The organism is Bacteroides timonensis, assembly GCF_000513195.1.
Classification (GTDB): domain Bacteria; phylum Bacteroidota; class Bacteroidia; order Bacteroidales; family Bacteroidaceae; genus Bacteroides; species Bacteroides timonensis.
Genome location: NZ_CBVI010000117.1, coordinates 1 through 17,518, shown reverse-complemented (window position 1 = coordinate 17,518; position 17,518 = coordinate 1). Strand labels below are relative to the sequence as shown.

At 46.4% G+C, this 17,518-nt stretch carries 12 protein-coding genes and 1 rRNA gene; 5 read left to right on the top strand and 8 right to left on the bottom strand.

Annotated elements, in window-relative coordinates; translation table 11 throughout:
* The first annotated feature begins 1 nt into the window (after position 1).
* On the top strand, positions 2-1,315 hold the full coding sequence (locus tag BN161_RS21445; protein ID WP_044270130.1) for an ABC transporter permease: 1,314 nt from the start codon (positions 2-4) through the stop codon (positions 1,313-1,315).
* A 143-nt stretch (positions 1,316-1,458) separates the two neighbouring features.
* Positions 1,459-4,074, top strand: coding sequence for a sensor histidine kinase (locus BN161_RS21440; protein ID WP_044270129.1), 2,616 nt, complete (start codon positions 1,459-1,461; stop codon positions 4,072-4,074).
* A gap of 2 nt (positions 4,075-4,076) precedes the next feature.
* On the opposite strand, the gene BN161_RS21435 is transcribed toward BN161_RS21440, so the two are convergent.
* On the bottom strand, positions 4,077-5,312 hold the full coding sequence (locus tag BN161_RS21435; RefSeq protein WP_044270128.1) for a fucose isomerase: 1,236 nt from the start codon (positions 5,310-5,312) through the stop codon (positions 4,077-4,079).
* Positions 5,313-5,526: 214 nt separating this feature from the next.
* Here BN161_RS21435 and BN161_RS21430 point away from each other — a divergent pair, with 214 nt between their 5' ends.
* Both BN161_RS21430 and BN161_RS21425 read left to right on the top strand, forming a co-directional pair.
* Complete coding sequence (locus BN161_RS21430) at positions 5,527-6,726, top strand: pyridoxal phosphate-dependent aminotransferase (protein WP_044270127.1); 1,200 nt, start codon at positions 5,527-5,529, stop codon at positions 6,724-6,726.
* Positions 6,727-6,772: 46 nt separating this feature from the next.
* A complete protein-coding gene (locus BN161_RS21425) occupies positions 6,773-8,017 on the top strand; it encodes an ABC transporter permease (protein WP_044270126.1) in 1,245 nt (414 codons plus the stop codon).
* 155 nt (positions 8,018-8,172) lie between these two features.
* On the opposite strand, the gene BN161_RS21420 is transcribed toward BN161_RS21425, so the two are convergent.
* The 7 genes from BN161_RS21420 to BN161_RS21390 form a co-directional block, all read right to left on the bottom strand.
* The gene (locus BN161_RS21420; RefSeq protein ID WP_044270125.1) at positions 8,173-9,345 is read right to left on the bottom strand and encodes a glycosyltransferase; all 1,173 of its coding nucleotides are present in this window, start codon (positions 9,343-9,345) and stop codon (positions 8,173-8,175) included.
* A 48-nt stretch (positions 9,346-9,393) separates the two neighbouring features.
* Positions 9,394-10,035 carry a dethiobiotin synthase gene (gene bioD / locus BN161_RS21415; protein WP_044270124.1) on the bottom strand — a complete coding sequence of 214 codons (642 nt, stop codon included), beginning with the start codon at positions 10,033-10,035 and terminating at the stop codon, positions 9,394-9,396.
* 5 nt (positions 10,036-10,040) lie between these two features.
* Positions 10,041-10,805, bottom strand: coding sequence for a malonyl-ACP O-methyltransferase BioC (bioC, locus tag BN161_RS21410; RefSeq protein WP_044270123.1), 765 nt, complete (start codon positions 10,803-10,805; stop codon positions 10,041-10,043).
* Entirely contained in the window at positions 10,790-11,488 is a 699-nt protein-coding gene (locus BN161_RS21405) for a pimeloyl-ACP methyl esterase BioG family protein (RefSeq protein WP_044270122.1), read from the bottom strand. Before BN161_RS21405 ends, bioC begins: the two co-directional genes overlap by 16 nt.
* 155 nt (positions 11,489-11,643) lie before the next feature.
* Entirely contained in the window at positions 11,644-12,798 is a 1,155-nt protein-coding gene (locus BN161_RS21400) for an 8-amino-7-oxononanoate synthase (protein ID WP_044270121.1), read from the bottom strand.
* A complete protein-coding gene (gene bioA / locus BN161_RS21395; protein WP_044270120.1) occupies positions 12,795-15,053 on the bottom strand; it encodes an adenosylmethionine--8-amino-7-oxononanoate transaminase in 2,259 nt (752 codons plus the stop codon). The genes BN161_RS21400 and bioA overlap by 4 nt, the downstream gene beginning before the upstream one ends.
* 15 nt (positions 15,054-15,068) lie before the next feature.
* A complete protein-coding gene (locus BN161_RS21390) occupies positions 15,069-15,551 on the bottom strand; it encodes a hypothetical protein (protein WP_044270119.1) in 483 nt (160 codons plus the stop codon).
* Between the two features lie 1,581 nt (positions 15,552-17,132).
* Here BN161_RS21390 and BN161_RS21380 point away from each other — a divergent pair.
* Positions 17,133-17,518, top strand: a 16S ribosomal RNA gene (locus BN161_RS21380); the annotation flags it as partial.

The window sequence follows — 17,518 nt, the reverse complement described above, 5'->3', positions numbered from 1 at the left end:
TATGATAAAGTCCATTCTGACCCAAATCTGGAACCAACGCCGCTTGAACGGTTGGATCTTCGCAGAGCTGCTGATTGTTTTCGTGCTGTTATGGTATTGTCTTGACATGCTCTATGCCTTTGCTTATGCAGAACGTCAGCCTAAAGGGTATGATTTGGAGCATGTATATAAAGTCCGTATTTCCACGAATCCCACTCAGCTGGTGCTTTGTTCTTCCGAAGATAGTTTGCAAAATTTCTGGTTCAAGCCTATGGAGGAAGTATTCCGTCGTATTAAGCAAAATCCGGACGTGGAGAGTGCCTGTATCTGGCTTGGTTCTGATGCTTATACTCGAAACACTGTATTTCAGGGATACACCACAGACAGCATAAGTGTGAAGGAGGCTAATATTCGTTATGTATCTCCTGAATACTTTGATGTAATGCGTATTCCAATACAAGAAGGCACAGGAATGTTTTCTGCTGATATGAATGCCTTTGAAAGTACTTCCGGCTCTTCGCTGTCATTTGCTTCAGCCGAGTGGAATCCTGCTATCACTCCATTGCCCGCTGTCATTACATTAGAGCTGGCTGACAGTCTTTTTCACGCTCATAACGGAGTATTGGGGAAGGAATTTTTCGATTATTATACAGGTAGTAGTCTCCGTTACCGGGTGACTGCCGTATGCGACCATCAGAAGACAGATGATTATGCCCGCTATGAATCTTTCATCCTAACCCCTCTTCCGAATTGGTTTTACAGAATGCAAACTATTCCTTTTATTTCCATTCGCGTGCGTCCCGAAGCTGATACGAATGATTTTGCTACCCGCTTCTCCCGTGAAATGACTTCACGGTTGCAGGTTGCTCCGTTCTATCTGTTTGAAGTCCGTAGCTATGATGAACAGAAAGCGGAGCGTGATGCATCCGAAGGGATTACTCCGTATATTCGCAGTGCACGGCTTATCGCTGTATTCTTTAGCTTCAATGTTTTTATCGGGTTGATGGGGACTTTCTGGTTCCGTACCCGCCATCGCCGTAGTGAAATAGCTTTGCGTATGGCGATGGGAAGCAGTCGTTCCCGGATACGTTCCCGATTATTGGGAGAAGGGTTACTGTTGTTGGTGCTGGCAGCCGTTCCGGCTTTGATTATTTGTGGTAATCTGGTTATGGCGGAAGCTGTAATGACGGAACAGGCTGACGCTACCGGACTTCGCTTTGTAGTAGTCTCATTATTCACTTTCTTTCTTATGACTTTGATGGTAATTGCTGGTATCTGGTTCCCTGCAGCACAAGCGATGCGGGTGAAACCGGCGGATGCCTTGCACGACGAATAGTCAGATTTTCTTCTATATGGTGCACCTTTTCTTTTGCATAAGGTAAAAGAAAAGGTGCATCCTGTTCTGTATTTCAATATAATCCGTATATTTGCGTGGAAAATTCATAGCACATTTATTCATAAACAGAAGAAAAACGAGATATGAAGAGACGCTTATTCCTCGTGATGCTGATAGGTCTGTTTCCTTGCATTGTTTTTGCCGGACACTTTTATGCTGCAGAACGTACATACAACGTGCTTTTTATCCAGTCATATAATCACCGTACTCCTTGGAATGACCGTTTGACGGAAGGAGTGCGTGATGGTTTGTCACGTGGAGGTATAAAAGCGAAAGTTGCGACAGAATATCTGGATGCCGATTACTGGGCTTTTTCATCAGAATGTGTCATTATGCGGCGCATTTGCGAACGGGCACGTCAACGAAATACCGATATTATTGTTACAAGCAGTGACGAGGCTTTCTATACGTTGATGCATTGTGGAGATTCCCTGCCCTATAAACTACCGGTTGTGGTATCAGGTATCAAATATCCCAATGAAAAGCTGATGTCGAAGTTACCCAATGTCTGTGGATATGCATCCAAGATTGATTTCGCGCATCTGCTCGAAAATGCACGACGTGTATTTCCCAATCGTACAGAGGTTATTTGTGTTTCGGACAGCAGTCTTTTAGGGCTGAAAGGTGTTGCTGAACTGGAGCGTACATGGCTCGATTTCCAGCAGCTTCATCCGGAATATAAAATGAAAGTAATGAATGTACAGGCACAGGCTTCTAATCCTGTCATTTCCTCTATATGTTATGATTATAATGCCTATAACCGCATTGTCATTGTCCCCAAATGGACACCTTTCCTTTCTTTCATCGGAAAAAACTCTAAAGCTCCGGTTTTTGCCGGACAAAGTCTGGCATTGACAAACGGAGTATTCTGTGTGAACGATATGGAACCTTACGAAGGAGCTAATGCGGCTGGAAAGTGTGCTGCACAGGTGTTGCAAGGAGCTATCCCTTCCGTGATAGGGGTCGTGGACCTTCCCGGTAAGCTGCTTTATGACTTCAAACAGTTGGAATTCTTCGGAGTGAACTCGGATAAAGTGAGTGATAGCGGCATTATCATGAATGCGCCGCTGATGGAGCGCTACCGTGTCTGGTTTGTGCTGTTTTACTCTGTCGTGGTAGGTGCATTGGTCTTCCTTGTAATCTGGCTCTATCGCTTGAACCGTCATGAATCACGTCGCCGTATGCACGCCCAGACACGTTTGCTGATACAGAACCGCTTGGTGGAGCAGCGTGACGAATTTGATAACATCTTCTGTTCTATCCGCGACGGACTGATAACTTACGATACGGATTTCCGTATACATTTTGTCAACCGTGCTTTGATGTTGATGCTTGAACTGGATCCTGATACTCATACGGCACGCTCTTACGAAGGGCAGATGGCGGGTTCCATCTTCCACATTTACTCAAACGGAGAGGACATCCTGCAATCATTATTGAAACAAGTGAGGACAGAGTGCCGTGTAATCCCCATTCCGGAAGAGGCTTTCATGCAGGAAGTCCATAAGGGAACCTATTTTCCTGTTTCCGGTGAAATTGTGCCGATTTACTCCAAGAACAAGATGACAGGTATGGCTATTTGTTGCCGCAATATCTCGGAGGAGGAAATACATAAACGCTTCTTTAATCTGGCTGTGGATGCAAGTTCCGTATATCCCTGGCAATATGACATACGCACGCATAGTTTCCACTTCTCGGGTGCATTGCTTGATTACTTCGGACTTCCCGGCAAGCAGACTATCTTGCAGAAAGAATTGGAGCTTTTTATTCATGCGGATGATTTGGAAGAGGCTCACCGGCATTTCACAGCCATTTTCAAAGGTGAGAAACTGGACACTCGTATGAGTTTCCGTATGCGTAGTGGTGAAGGTAAATATGAATGGTGGGAATTCCGTAGTGCCTCTTACAATGGTCTGGATTCTGAGGCACCTTATATGGTACTGGGTGTTTGCCAAAGTATACAGCGCTATAAGACTACCGAAGAAGAGTTGATAGCGGCCCGTGACAAAGCTTTGCAGGCTGATACTCTGAAATCGGCTTTCCTTGCCAATATGAGCCATGAAATCCGCACTCCGTTGAATTCTATTGTCGGTTTCTCCGACTTACTGAAAGATATTGATGCATTCAGCCCTGAAGAAGTAAAACAGTTTGTAGATACGATCAATACGAACTGTACTTTATTGTTGGCATTGATTAATGACATTCTCGATCTGTCTCGTATCGAGTCCGGTTCAATGGACTTCCGTTTTGCCGGATATAACCTTACGTTTGTAATGCAGCAGATTTATGACTCTCAGCGTTTGAGTATGCCTCAGGGAGTAGAACTGGTTATGAAGCTGCCCGAAGGTGAGAGTAAATCGATAGTAACGGATTCTGTCCGTCTGAAACAGGTGATTAACAACTTCATCAACAATGCCAAGAAGTTCACTACTCAAGGCTCTATCACTTTCGGTTTCCAGACAGAAGATCCGGGCTATACCGTTTTCTTCGTGGAAGATACCGGAAGCGGCATTTCAGAAGAAAACCAGCGACGCATATTCGAGCGTTTCTATAAAGTGGATAGCTTTACGCAAGGTGCCGGTCTAGGACTGAGTATCTGCCAGACTATTGTAGAGCGTTTCAGAGGGGAAATAAACGTATCTTCTGAATTAGGAAAAGGTACACGTTTTACAGTACGTGTACCCGATTTTAATGAATAGTATTATTCAACTCTTTTGCATCCGTTCGCTTGCAGGAATTCATCCAGCAGTATTTCGTAATTCCCCTGTATCAGGGTATGGTGGTTTCCCAATGGATTTTTGAGGAAATACTCTGCCGGTGTGTCCATTTTTATGCGTACCTGTGTGCGGCACATATTGATGTAGTTGGTGTTCTCGGTCAAGGTGCCTGTACTCAGGTAATACTCGTCCAGGCATTCTCCGCCACATTTTACCAGTGTCACCTGGCCTGTAGGCAGGATTCCTTGAATGCCGATGCCCATTTCAGTTTCAAAATGGCTGCGGATAATGTATTGTTCGGTTTGTGCAATACCTACGGTGCAGTGAGCAAGTACGATTTCGTTGGTACGTGCATTGATCATGGAAGGGTTTGCCATGAACGAAGCCTTGCCGGTCAGCACTTTTACGGCAAGTTGGGTAAAGACAGATTGCAGGTCACCTTCGCATCCGGCAATGATACCGTCATCGTTCAATAGGGAGAGAGCGAGGCATCCGGTGGTTCCGGTTTGTTCTATGAGCTTGAAGCAACTCAGAGTGAGTGCGCTCAGTTTTTCTTCTTCCACAATCCGTTTAATGGCGCGATACAGACGCATGGCTTTTATCAGATCCTCCGGTGTAGCTTCGCGGCAGGCAAGCGCTTTACCGGCAAAAGCAGCGCAGGCTTCGCCCACTTCATCATCTGTGATCTGATTGTAATACTCGTAAACGCGTTCCAAGGATATGTCGGTGTATTCAATTCCCCAGCGCCGTTTGGAGAGAAGGTAATCTACATTGCTGGCAACAAGCCAGGAAGAGGGGGAGCCTATTACGCCGATACGCGATCCGGAGAGTGCCCGTTGGGCTTTGAAGTTACTGTGGAGTACGAAGATACGTTTGATGATTTCGGGTAGTTCTCCATGGAGGATTTCACTTTTCATACCCCGGCCACGTAGCCAGGACGAGATTTCGAGAGCGGCGGCCAGTGAGTTTTGCATACCGTCTGCCAGTAAGATTGCAGGGCGGGGCAGAGACTCGAAGTGCTGGATAACCAACCGTTCTACACCGCCGGTAGCAATGAAAAGCAGGCTGAAATCGTCTTTAGTGAGTTTGTTTATGTTTTGATATTCTACAATATTTACAGTGAAATATTTCTCCAGTTCGTTTAATATAAGTTCGTGTGAGCCGAGAATGGATGCTTGTTTATGAAGCAACGATGCAAATGTTATCAGGTTTAATACCATGGCATTGTATATGATTTACGATTTGATACTCAAAGGTACAATTTCTTTTGAATTCATCACTATCTTTTAAGTCATAGCTAGTGTTTTTAAACTTTTTTGCCAATGCTTCCCCGTCATTTCAAATAAAGTGTTACTTTTGCACCTTCGATTGCATATATATGGAAGTGTATCATCAATCGTTAACATTTATTTGTCAAATTGTAAAAACTTAGACATGCCAGCAATATCTATTCGCGGAACGGAGATGCCCGCGTCTCCTATCAGAAAACTGGCTCCTCTGGCTGATGCAGCCAAGCAAAGGGGAGTGCACGTATTCCACCTGAACATCGGACAACCAGACCTGCCCACGCCGCAAGTCGCGATTGATGCTATACGCAATATCGACCGGAAAGTTCTGGAATACAGCCCCAGTGCCGGATATCGTAGTTACCGTGAAAAACTGGTGGGCTATTATGATAAGTTCAACATCAAGTTGACGGCAGATGATATCATCATTACGTCCGGCGGTTCGGAAGCTGTACTGTTTTCTTTCTTAGCGTGCCTTAATCCGGGTGACGAGATTATTGTTCCCGAACCGGCTTATGCCAATTATATGGCGTTTGCCATCTCTGCCGGTGCCAAGATACGCACCATTGCCACTACCATAGAAGAAGGCTTTTCGCTTCCTAAAGTAGAAAAGTTTGAAGAGCTGATTAACGAGCGCACCAGAGCTATCCTGATCTGTAATCCTAATAATCCGACAGGTTACCTTTATACCCGTCGCGAAATGAACCAGATACGTGACCTTGTGAAGAAGTACGATTTGTTCCTCTTCTCCGATGAAGTGTATCGTGAGTTTATTTATACGGGGTCTCCTTATATCTCTGCCTGCCATTTGGAAGGTATTGAAGACAATGTGGTACTGATTGACTCTGTATCCAAGCGTTACTCGGAATGTGGCATCCGTATCGGTGCTTTGATTACGAAGAATGCGGAAATCCGTAGTGCTGTAATGAAGTTCTGCCAGGCACGTCTCAGTCCTCCGTTGATTGGTCAGATTGCTGCCGAAGCTTCTCTGGATGCCGATGAGGATTACCTGCGCGATACGTATGATGAATATGTAGAACGTCGTAAGTGCCTGATAGACGGACTGAACCGTATCCCCGGTGTGTATTCGCCTATTCCTATGGGAGCATTCTATACAGTGGCAAAACTTCCGGTGGATGACTCCGATAAGTTCTGTGCTTGGTGTCTTTCCGACTTCGAGTATGAAGGACAAACCGTATTCATGGCACCTGCTTCCGGCTTCTATACCACTCCCGGTTCCGGTCGGAATGAAGTGCGTATAGCCTATGTGCTGAAGAAGGAAGACCTGACCCGTGCGCTTTTTGTCTTATCAAAGGCATTGGAGGCATATCCGGGAAGAACGGAATAAAGTGATTATATCACCCTATCACTCTGTTATTTAATTAATTAGCGCTATGAGCCTGCCGTTGTTTTTGGCCCGACGTATTTATCGTGACAGCGATGCCGGAAAGCAAGTTTCCCGTCCTGCCGTGCTCATTGCCCTGATAGGTGTTGCTATCGGTCTGGCGGTGATGATTATCACGGTGTCGGTGATTGTTGGGTTCAAGAACGAAGTGCGTGGTAAAGTAATAGGTTTCGGTGCGGACATTCAGATAACGAATTCGAATGCTGCACGTTCCTACGAGACGCGTCCTGTGGTGGTGAATGACAGTATCATCTCCATTCTATCCGAATATCCTGAGGTGAAGCATGTGCAGCGCTATTCCACCAAACCGGGCATGGTAAAGACTGCCGAGGATTTTCAAGGCATGGTTCTGAAGGGGATAGGACCAGAGTTTGATCCTGCTTTTTTCCGTGAACATCTGGTGGAAGGAGAGTTACCGCAGTTCAGTGATACGGCTTCTTCCAATCGGGTAGTCATTTCTAAGGCATTGGCTACAAAGCTGAGGTTGAAACTTGGAGATAAGATAGATACCTATTATATCCAGGATGATATCCGTGCCCGTCGGTTGCAGGTTGTGGGAATCTACCAGACTAATTTCTCGGAATACGATAACCTCTTTCTCCTTACAGATTTATATCTTGTAAATCGTCTTAATAACTGGGAGTCGGGGCAAGTGAGCGGTGCAGAACTACAGGTACGCGATTATGACCGTCTTGAGGAAACTACCTATCAGATTGCTGCCGACCTGAATGGAATAGAGGATAAGTACGGAGAAGACTATTGCGTGCGCAACGTGGAGGAACTGAATCCCCAGATATTTGCCTGGCTCAGCATTCTGGATGTGAATATCTGGGTGATATTGATATTGATGGCTGGCGTAGCAGGTTTTACCATGGTATCCGGTTTATTGATTATCATCATCGAACGTACTTCCATGATCGGCATACTGAAGTCTCTTGGCGCTAACAACACCACCATACGAAAGGTATTCCTTTGGCTCTCAGTCTTTCTTATCGGAAAAGGTATGCTATGGGGCAATGCTATCGGATTGGCGTTCTATTTCCTGCAAAAGTGGTTTGGAATCTTCAAGCTTGATCCTGAAACGTATTATATGGATACTGTTCCTGTATCTTTCAGTATCCTGTTGTTCTTATTACTGAATATTGGCACTTTACTGGCATCCGTTCTGATGCTTTTAGGACCTTCTTTCCTGATTACACGCATCCATCCTGCCAATTCTATGAGATATGAATAGAAATGCCACATTTCATTGTCCCAAATGCCACACCTCAACAAGTGAAATGCCACACTTCGTGGGTGATAAAGTGTGGCATTTGTTCTATTGAGATGTGGCATTTGGGACGATGAGGTGTGGCATTTGAAATGCTAACCTGCGGCATTGGAAAATAGTCATCTTCTTAGGAAATCACTTCTCTTTCTGAACTGGCAATAAAGCTTCCAGCGAAGTGATTGCATCGGCTGTAAAATATCGAATACCGGAAGGGTAAAGAAGTAACGCCGTTTTTCTCCGAGATCTTTTGCTGTCTTATTGATAATTAAAGCTTGCATAGTGTATCGCAAGGCGAATATCAGAAATGCAATGCCGGCTGTCAGCCAGTGAAAATTCAGTATTCCAATCACCAGGGCTGCTATCCATGCTGCATGAAACAGTAAACGCGTAGTTGTTTCAAAGCCCGATAAATAGCGTTGGATACCCCGGTAGAAGTGCGCTGTAGCCATATAGCTGATTTTCTCTTCCCGCCAGTCTTTGGCGCGGAAAACGGGTTGCACACGTACAACTGCATTTGCATCTGTTTCTACTCGTGTATTCTCTGAGGTAGCCGTTTTATTGATAAATAAGTCATCATCCCCACGTTGCAGATTCAGGTGTGCAGAAAAGCCTTTCTGGGCATAGAATAACTCTTTCCGGTATGCCATGTTGCGTCCGATGCCCATATAAGGCTTTCCTGCCAGTGCATAGCCCAGATAGCGCATGGAAGTGAACAGATTATCAAAAGACACCCGTTTGTGCAGCCAGCCTTTTCCACGTTCATACCCACTGTATCCCAATACGATTTGTGTACGCGAGGTAAAATTACGTGCCATAGTGCGCAGCCATTGGTTGCTTTCGGGCAGACAGTTTGCATCGGTAAACACAAGCCAGTCATATTTGCTTGCTTTTATCCCAAGAGTAATGGCCAGTTTCTTGCGACTGATGTAACGTGAAGAGCTTGGAACGAAACTATGGTACAGTTTCGGATACTTTTCTCCTTGCAGCGTCAGATAATCTTCGCTTTCATCCGTGTTGCCATCATTGATGACGATCACTTCGAATTGCGGGTAATCCTGTTCCAGCACAGCAGGCAGATTACGGCGCAGGTTTTCCACTTCCTCGCGGGCATAGATGATGACCGATAAAGGAGGCAACTCTTGTGAAAAATGTATATCACTTCGCTTTACGGCACGGCTACGGGCATGTATACGATTATAAAGACAAAAGTAATAAAGGAGTTGAATCAGGAAAAGGATACCGACAGCGGCAAGTAATGCTTGTTCTGTAGTATTGAATGTTAATGCTTCCATGTGGTCGTATGACGTTTTTTGTGTTGCAAATGTACACAAAAAATATGATTATACGACAGGTACCACCACAAACTTGCTTTCTGGGAAATACTTATTCAGATACCGGTGGATATACTGCATCGTATCTTCTTGTATTGTAGTATCTTCTACGGTAGGATAGAGATTATACAGCACCGTATCCAGTTGTATTCCTCTGCTTCGGATTGCCTCGAAGCTGAGCAATGTATGGTTGATGCTTCCCAGTTTGCCGGAAGTCACGAATATCAACGGATATTGTTTTTCTGCAATGTAATCAATCGTCAGGTAATCCTCGGTAAGCGGAACCATTAATCCGCCTGCACCTTCCACGAGCACCACATCGTAGCGTCGGGCAAGTTCTTGCGTGGCACGTTCTATCTTTCCGAAGTCAATCGGGCGGTTGTCGATGCGTGCAGCCAGATGAGGGGAGCAGGGATAAGAGAATATCTCAGGCATGGTCAACCCCTCACGGTCTTCCTCCGTCATGTCGATGCCCATGAGGCGGCGGTGCAGGTCTATATCCTCGGAATGCCCGACGTTACCTGTCTGGATGAATTTCTGCGTGATAACGCGTTTACCGCTGCCAATCAGTTGACAGGCATAATAAGCTGTACAATAAGATTTTCCGGCATCTGTATCGATACCGCTGATAAAATACACATTCTTTTCCATTTCCTTTAATGCTTAATACTTTTTCTTCGTGTAACAATATAAATAGGATGATACGTCAGAGTGACGTTTCCGTCTTCCCGGCTGAACTGTCCGGTATAACTGTTGCAGAAAGTCTGTAACCGTCCCCGTGTCCATACTTTCTTTTCCGTTCCTGTCACTCCGGTTTCCTTCAGATGTTGCAACACCTGGAGTGGGGTGCTGAAGGGGAGGGAGACTATTTCCTCTTCAGCATACACAGTCTCAAAATGAGGGGCAAGGAGTTCTTTCAGCGCTTCTATGGGCAGATAATCAAGTCCATGTCCTGTGAGTGTGCGGATTTCGCGCATATTTTCAGCACCGAAGGTACTGAAAGCCAGATAACCGTCTTCCGACAGGAAACGATGACAGCGGGTGAAGAACTCCTTCGGATCATTGAACCATTGCAAGGTAGAGCAGGAAGTGATTAAATCCGTCTTTTCGGGGAAGTCCAGCGTTTCGGCATCTCCGGGAATGAACTGCACGGCATCTTGCGGAAGCAAATCGTCGAGGCACTCTTTCATCTCCGGACATAGATCATTCAGCAGCAGGCTTTCCGGTTGCAACCTGTGCAGCAATAACCTGGAATAGCTGCCGGTACCACATCCGAACTCCACGATACGGCGAAAGATCGGAGAAGCGCGCTCCGTCAGCAGTTGCAGCATTTTCTCGGCTACCTGTTGCTGTACGCGTGCTTCGCGCGAGTAAGTATCCCGTGCACGGGCAAATCGTTCCGCAATCAGTCTTTTGTCCATATTTCCTGCAAATAGTATCGGAACAGTTCTACTTGATAATGGGCATCTTCCGTGTAATGCACCCGTATGCTTTTCCGGTTATTCTCTTCTTCTTTTCGCCAGGCATTCAGTTGATTATCGGGAGGAATGATGCGGTCGTTGTTTCCCACTACCGCCTGTTGCCAATAGAACGAAGCGGCGGGCAGTGAGAGATACATACGTTCTATTTCCACCAGTTCCTCTTTCAGTTCCTCTAGCGGTCGCCTGGGCGTAATGTTCAGGAACTCTTTGAAAGCCTCCCCGTTGAAGCACATTCTTCTCAGAAACTTATGCAGGGAAGGGCCGGTCAAACCTTCCAGGGTTCCGTGATAGATTGCAGTCGGAATACCGCATGTATCATCAATAGGATAGGGGGTTCCATTGATGGCTATACTGTTTTTGATGACGAGAGCTGTATCCGTTTCCTGCAATTTACCCATTACCTGAGTCGCCGCCCATACTCCCATTGACCATCCGATGACGTTGATCTCACGGTATCTTTTCAGCAAGGAAGCGTCAAACTCCAGCGTCCGGTAATCATAGCAGAGCATGTAGTCACTGTCCGCAGGTTGATAATCTTTGAACGGTGTTTCGTCGGCTCCCCATCCGGCAAAGAATAGTAATAACCGGGGATGTCTGTCTTTTATGATATAAACTTGCTTCATAATTCTGTATCTTTTTTCTAAAGTACGCGGACAACACGGATAAAGCGAACGAATGCGGAAAAATAAATCCGTGTAATCTGCGTCATCTGCGGATGAAAAATTAAAACTCCGCGTTCGTCCGTTTCATCCGCGTCGTCCGCGTACCTGTATTATTATTATTTAATATATTTTACTAACTTCCTGACTTCTTCCTCCCTTATTTCCGCCGTCAGCGAAAAGCGGATACGCGATGTTCCCTCCGGAACCGTAGGTGGCCGTACAGGCAAGGCATAAAAGCCATGCCGTTGCAACTCCTCGGCCTTCAGAATAGTCTCTGAGCTTTTCCCTACAATCATAGGAACTATATAACTGGCACTCGGACACTCATATCCCTTCTCTTTCAGAGCTTCGCGAAGAATATTGCTGATATTTTCCAAATGTATTCTTCGCTCCCTGAAACCACCCAATCGGCGGACGATAAACAAAGTCCATGCGATATTTACCGGAGGAAGAGCTGTTGTAAAAATAAGTGTTCGCATTCTGTTCACCAGATACTCCCGAATGGTGCGTCGGCAAACGATGTATGCTCCGGCTGATGCGGCTGCTTTGCCAAAAGTGCCTACCAGAAAATCAATCTCCTGGATGCACCCGGTTGCTTCGGCGCAGCCCAGTCCTTGTTCGCCCCGTGCTCCGAAAGCGTGCGCTTCGTCCACGTAGAGCAATACATTTTCGTACATCTGTTTCAGCCGTACCAGTTCTTTCAGATCGGCAGTATCTCCGTCCATGCTGAAAATACTTTCGGTGACGACAATTACCTGTCTGTATGCCGCATGATTTTCGGCGAGCAACCGTTCTAATTGTTTCAGGTCATTGTGTCGGTAGCGGATACATTTGGCTGACGAAAGCCGGATGCCGTCAATCAGGCTTGCGTGTACCAGCTTATCCGCCAATATCAGTGTTTGCGTATCGCTCACGGCGGGCAGGATACCCGTATTGGCATGATAACCGCTGTTGAACACCAGTGCCGCTTCCGTTCCGAACAGTTGTGCAAGCGTCTGTTCCAGTTCCATGTAGACGGTAAAGTTACCGGTCAGCAGGCGCGATGAGGAAGAGGTGGGCAGAAAACTGTCGGCTGTCAGTTCTTGCAGAAACTCTTCCCGCAAGGTGCGGTCGGCAGCCAGCCCCAAGTAATCATTCGAAGAAAGATTCAGCATACGCTGTCCGCCTGCGATAACCTCCCGTCCTTCATGGATTAGCGCGGGCAGGGTTCGCAGGTTGCTGCGCTCTTTCAGTCCTTGCAGTTCTTGCTGCATTTGATCTGTTACATTCATCCCATTTCTCCTATAATCTTCAATAATCCGTTTGTCAGCTTTGTCAACTGCTCCGGCTCTATGATGAACGGTGGCATAATGTAAACCAGCTTGCCGAAGGGGCGCACCCAAATTCCTTCCTCCACGAATCGTTTTTGCATCCACGCCATGTCTACCGGCTCTTGTACTTCAATCACACCGATGGCGCCCAACACCCTCACATCTGCCACCTGTGGAAGTGCCAGCGCAGGTTCCAGTTCACGCCACAACTGTTCTTCAATGCGGCTCACTTTTCCCTGCCAATCGTATTCGGGTGACGTCAGCAGGCGTATGGAGGCGCATGCCACTGCACATGCCAGCGGATTTCCCATAAATGTGGGGCCGTGCATGAAAGCTCCCGGTGCATGATTGGAAATTGAATCCGCCACTTCGTTTGTAGTCAGCACGGCGGACAGCGTCATGTATCCGCCCGTCAGCGCTTTGCCTATGCACATGATGTCCGGTTCCACGCCTGCATATTCCCAGGCAAACATCTTGCCTGTGCGCCCGAATCCGGTGGCTATCTCGTCAAAGATCAGCAGAATGTCATATTCCTTGCATATTCTGGCGGCTTCACGCAAGAATTGCGGATGATAGAACCACATGCCGCCGGCACCCTGAACGATGGGTTCCAGAATCAGTGCAGCCAATTCCTCGTGATGCTTTTCCACAATGTCCAGCAGTTCCAGTGCGTCGTCGGCATCCCAGTCGCCATCAAAGCGCGATTGCGGACGGGAAGTGAAATACCGCACCGGCAATGCTGAGCCGAACAGGGAGTGCATTCCGGTCACCGGATCGCATACGGACATTGCGTTCCAGGTATCTCCGTGATACCCGCGACGGATGGTTACGAAATTACTTTTCTTTGCCAGATGCGCCCGTCCGGGAGCCGACTGACTCTTGGCATACCAATACTGTACAGCCATTTTCATGGCTACTTCCACAGCTACCGAACCGGAGTCGGCATAAAATATCTTTTGTATGGATGGCGGCACCAGTGGCAACAGCAGTTTGCCCAGTTCTATCGCCGGATCATGCGTCAGTCCGCCGAACATGACGTGTGACATCTTTTCCGTCTGTTCCCGGAGAGCCTGGTTCAGCACCGGATTGTTGTATCCGTGCACCATGCACCACCAGGACGACATACCTTCTATGAGCACCTGTCCGTTTTCCAGTGTGATGGTTGCTCCGTCTCCCCGTTTCACCTTATACACCGGTAAGGGGTTGGTGGTAGATGTGTAAGGATGCCATAAATGTTCCTTGTCGAATTGTGAGTCGCTGAAGCGGTAGCCTGCATCTTCTATCAGTGCTTTGTCTTCTGATACTTTCGATCCGAGGGTCGTGAGCAAATCTCCCACGATGGCGGAGTTCACACCTATGTACAGGGATTTTTTCACGGCTTCCTTTGTCAGTTGAGAGCGTCCGCCCGCAAAGCGCAGGTAGGCTGTGGGGTTAATGAAGCGGAACAGGGCGATGGTGGTCAGCACTTCTTCCTCGGTCAGCCGGGTTTGGCTTTCCAACGGCGTTCCCGGAATGGGCTGCAACAGGTTCAGCGGGATCGAGGGCACTTCCAGATCTCTCAGTGTAAAAGCGAATTCAATCCGCTGTCCGGCTGTTTCGCCCATGCCGATGATGCCGCCGCAACAAATATCCATTCCTACGCGACGGGCAGCTGCTAGGGTTTGTCGTTTTTCTTCCTGCGTGTGCGTGCTGCACAGGGTGGGGAAGTGGCTTGGGGCGGTTTCCAGGTTGCAGTGGTAGCGCGTCACGCCTGCTGTATGCAAGGCACACAGTTCGTCTTCATTTAGCAGTCCCAGCGAAGCGCAGAGTTGGATGGAGCTTTTCCGTCTCATATATCGGGCTGCTTCACACAGCTTCTCCATGTTTTTCCCCGAAGGTTTCCGCCCGCTGGTCACCAATGAGAAGCGTGCTACGCCTTGTGATTCGTTGTGCAGTGCATGGCGCAGGCACTCGTCCTTATCCACCAGATCGTAAACATCCGCTTTCGTCTTATAGTGTAATGATTGTGCGCACCATTTGCAGTTTTCGGGGCAGCGGCCGGACTTTGCATTGATGATGGAGCACATATCGAACTCCTGCGATGCCCGTGCGGCGGTGATCTCGTGTGCCGCTTCATAGAGGGCTTCCTTATCCGGCTGTGTGGCCAACCATTCCGCTTCTGCCTGTGTGATGGGGACATCTTGCAGTACTTTGTTTTTCAATTCTTCTACTGTCATATTCTTACGTTGTTTTTATGAGCATACAAAATACATATGACGCGAATCGTGCAAATCTGAAAACAGCATTTGCATGATTCGCGTCACATGTGTTCCACTCTTATTTATAATGGTGTTTATGTTCACCCCCTGTCTTGTTCTGAGATAGGGGGGATTTACATACTTTTTCCCTTTAGGACCGATTGTAACCGGGCACAAAACAGGCGTCAATCCTCTGAAACCAAAGATTTCGAGCTTTGTTAATCCGTTCTCGCTTCCCAACGGTATGCCTATGTCAGTTTCCTGTCCTTTATCGTTGTCTGTATCTTCCAGACTTTGCCTGCCGCTTTTGCAACCGGCTGATGTTCCGGACTTTTGTTTGGAGAGCGAAGAGTCCGCCACACTTTTGGGCAGGCAACCGATAGTGACGCAACGTCCCAGGCTGGCAAATGCAGCATAGGCTTTCCGGCTCCATTTCCTGAAGCGCAGGGTCGTTCTATTGAGTTGTCTTTTCCTCATGGTGTTTCTGGATCGGTTCAATGCCGTTTTTCGGTATTATTCTTGTTAATCGGCTGCAAATGTAACAAAAATATTCTCGTTTGTGCGACTTCTTGCAGATTTGTGGAGAGTATAAAAGTGCTTATCTTGCTCAAAGGATGCGGAAGGACTAATTTCGTATGCGGAAATAAATGCCGTACTTCGCTGCCGATATCGGATGACAACCAGCACGGAATCATGTCCGTCCACGATCCCCGCCTGCAAGTTATGATAGAGCAGGAGGGTGGCAAGTCCTACGGTACCTCAAAGCTTTCGCCTGCCGCGGATTCACCTTTGCATACATGATGAAGATTGTCCGGAACTTCGGCTTTTTCACTTTCGAGGGTGATTTCTTCATGCCCGCAGAACTGAACGTTTCCCCCGGCTGCCCGGGGAGTGATCATATAGTCATGTGAATAAGATGTTTCCTACAGGCTTTTCTTTTTTCGCTGTTTGCCTATCAAGATCTATTCCGTTAGGCATTTTTTATTCGTTATACTATAGTTTTTCTTACGGATAACAATTGTGTAACGTAAGAAAGACTATAGTGATCCTTTCGTATAACTATAGTTATACGAATAAATAGTAGGCAATGAAGACAATCTTATTAGGCAATGAAAGGTGTTCAAACAGCATCCTGACGAAGAATCTGTCGTGGAACCTTATGTACATATCCATACATTCTATTCATATCCGTACAGATATGAATTCATTCAAAACCGCTCAGATACGAATTAGCCCATAGCCCATTCTCACACTTACTTGTGCGCCCATCGCGCGCATGTATATATATAATGTATTCCTTTCCACCCCCTTTCATACTTCCTTTCAAATTTATGTTCTACAACATCCTTATCAATCAGCCATTTACAAAATTGTTTCAGAAATATGGTGAAAAAGTGATAGATATATTTGGATTGAATCGTAATATGCCCTACTTTTGCATCCGCTTTCCAAGAGACGGTAAGCCTTGAAATTGACATTCTGACAGAAACGGTGTAGGAACTCCAACGTTTTTCTTTTCTTTTGCCTTAATTCCAACCAAGATTACAGCATTCTAAAAGAAAAAAGAAAAAAAACTTCCGGAACATTTGGAAGTAATGCTTAAAAGTTCTTACCTTTGCACCCGCTTTCCGAACGAAGGCAATCGATAATTGACTTGCTGATTAAGAAACCGGTGTTGCTAAGAACTCCTTTCTCTTTCCTCTTTTATCTCCCTTTCGCAAAGAGAGACGACGAGAAAAAGAAAAAAGAAAAAAAACTTCTGAAATTATTTGGAAGATATACTTAAAAGTTCTTACCTTTGCATCCGCTTTCTGAAAAGAAAAGCAGTTTTAAAAAGAAGCGATCTTTGAATAATTTACATAAACAATACAAGTAGTACAAGAGCAGAATGCTACAGTGGTTAGTGATGAATAATTAATAACCGAACGTACATTCTGGGTATAAAAAAAGAACCGTCAAGTAACTTATATATATAGGTGATTTGAAAACTTTTAATAGACCGAGCGTCCTGAACAGAGCAACATCACTAGTATTCATACTAGTAATAACAATACTTTTACAATGAAGAGTTTGATCCTGGCTCAGGATGAACGCTAGCTACAGGCTTAACACATGCAAGTTGAGGGGCAGCATAGTCTAGCAATAGACTGATGGCGACCGGCGCACGGGTGAGTAACACGTATCCAACCTGCCTACCACTCGGGGATAGCCTTTCGAAAGAAAGATTAATACCCGATAGTATGATAATAGGGCATCCTATTTTCATTAAAGAATTTCGGTGGTTGATGGGGATGCGTTCCATTAGTTTGTTGGCGGGGTTACGGCCCACCAAGACATCGATGGATAGGGGTTCTGAGAGGAAGGTCCCCCACATTGGAACTGAGACACGGTCCAAACTCCTACGGGAGGCAGCAGTGAGGAATATTGGTCAATGGACGAGAGTC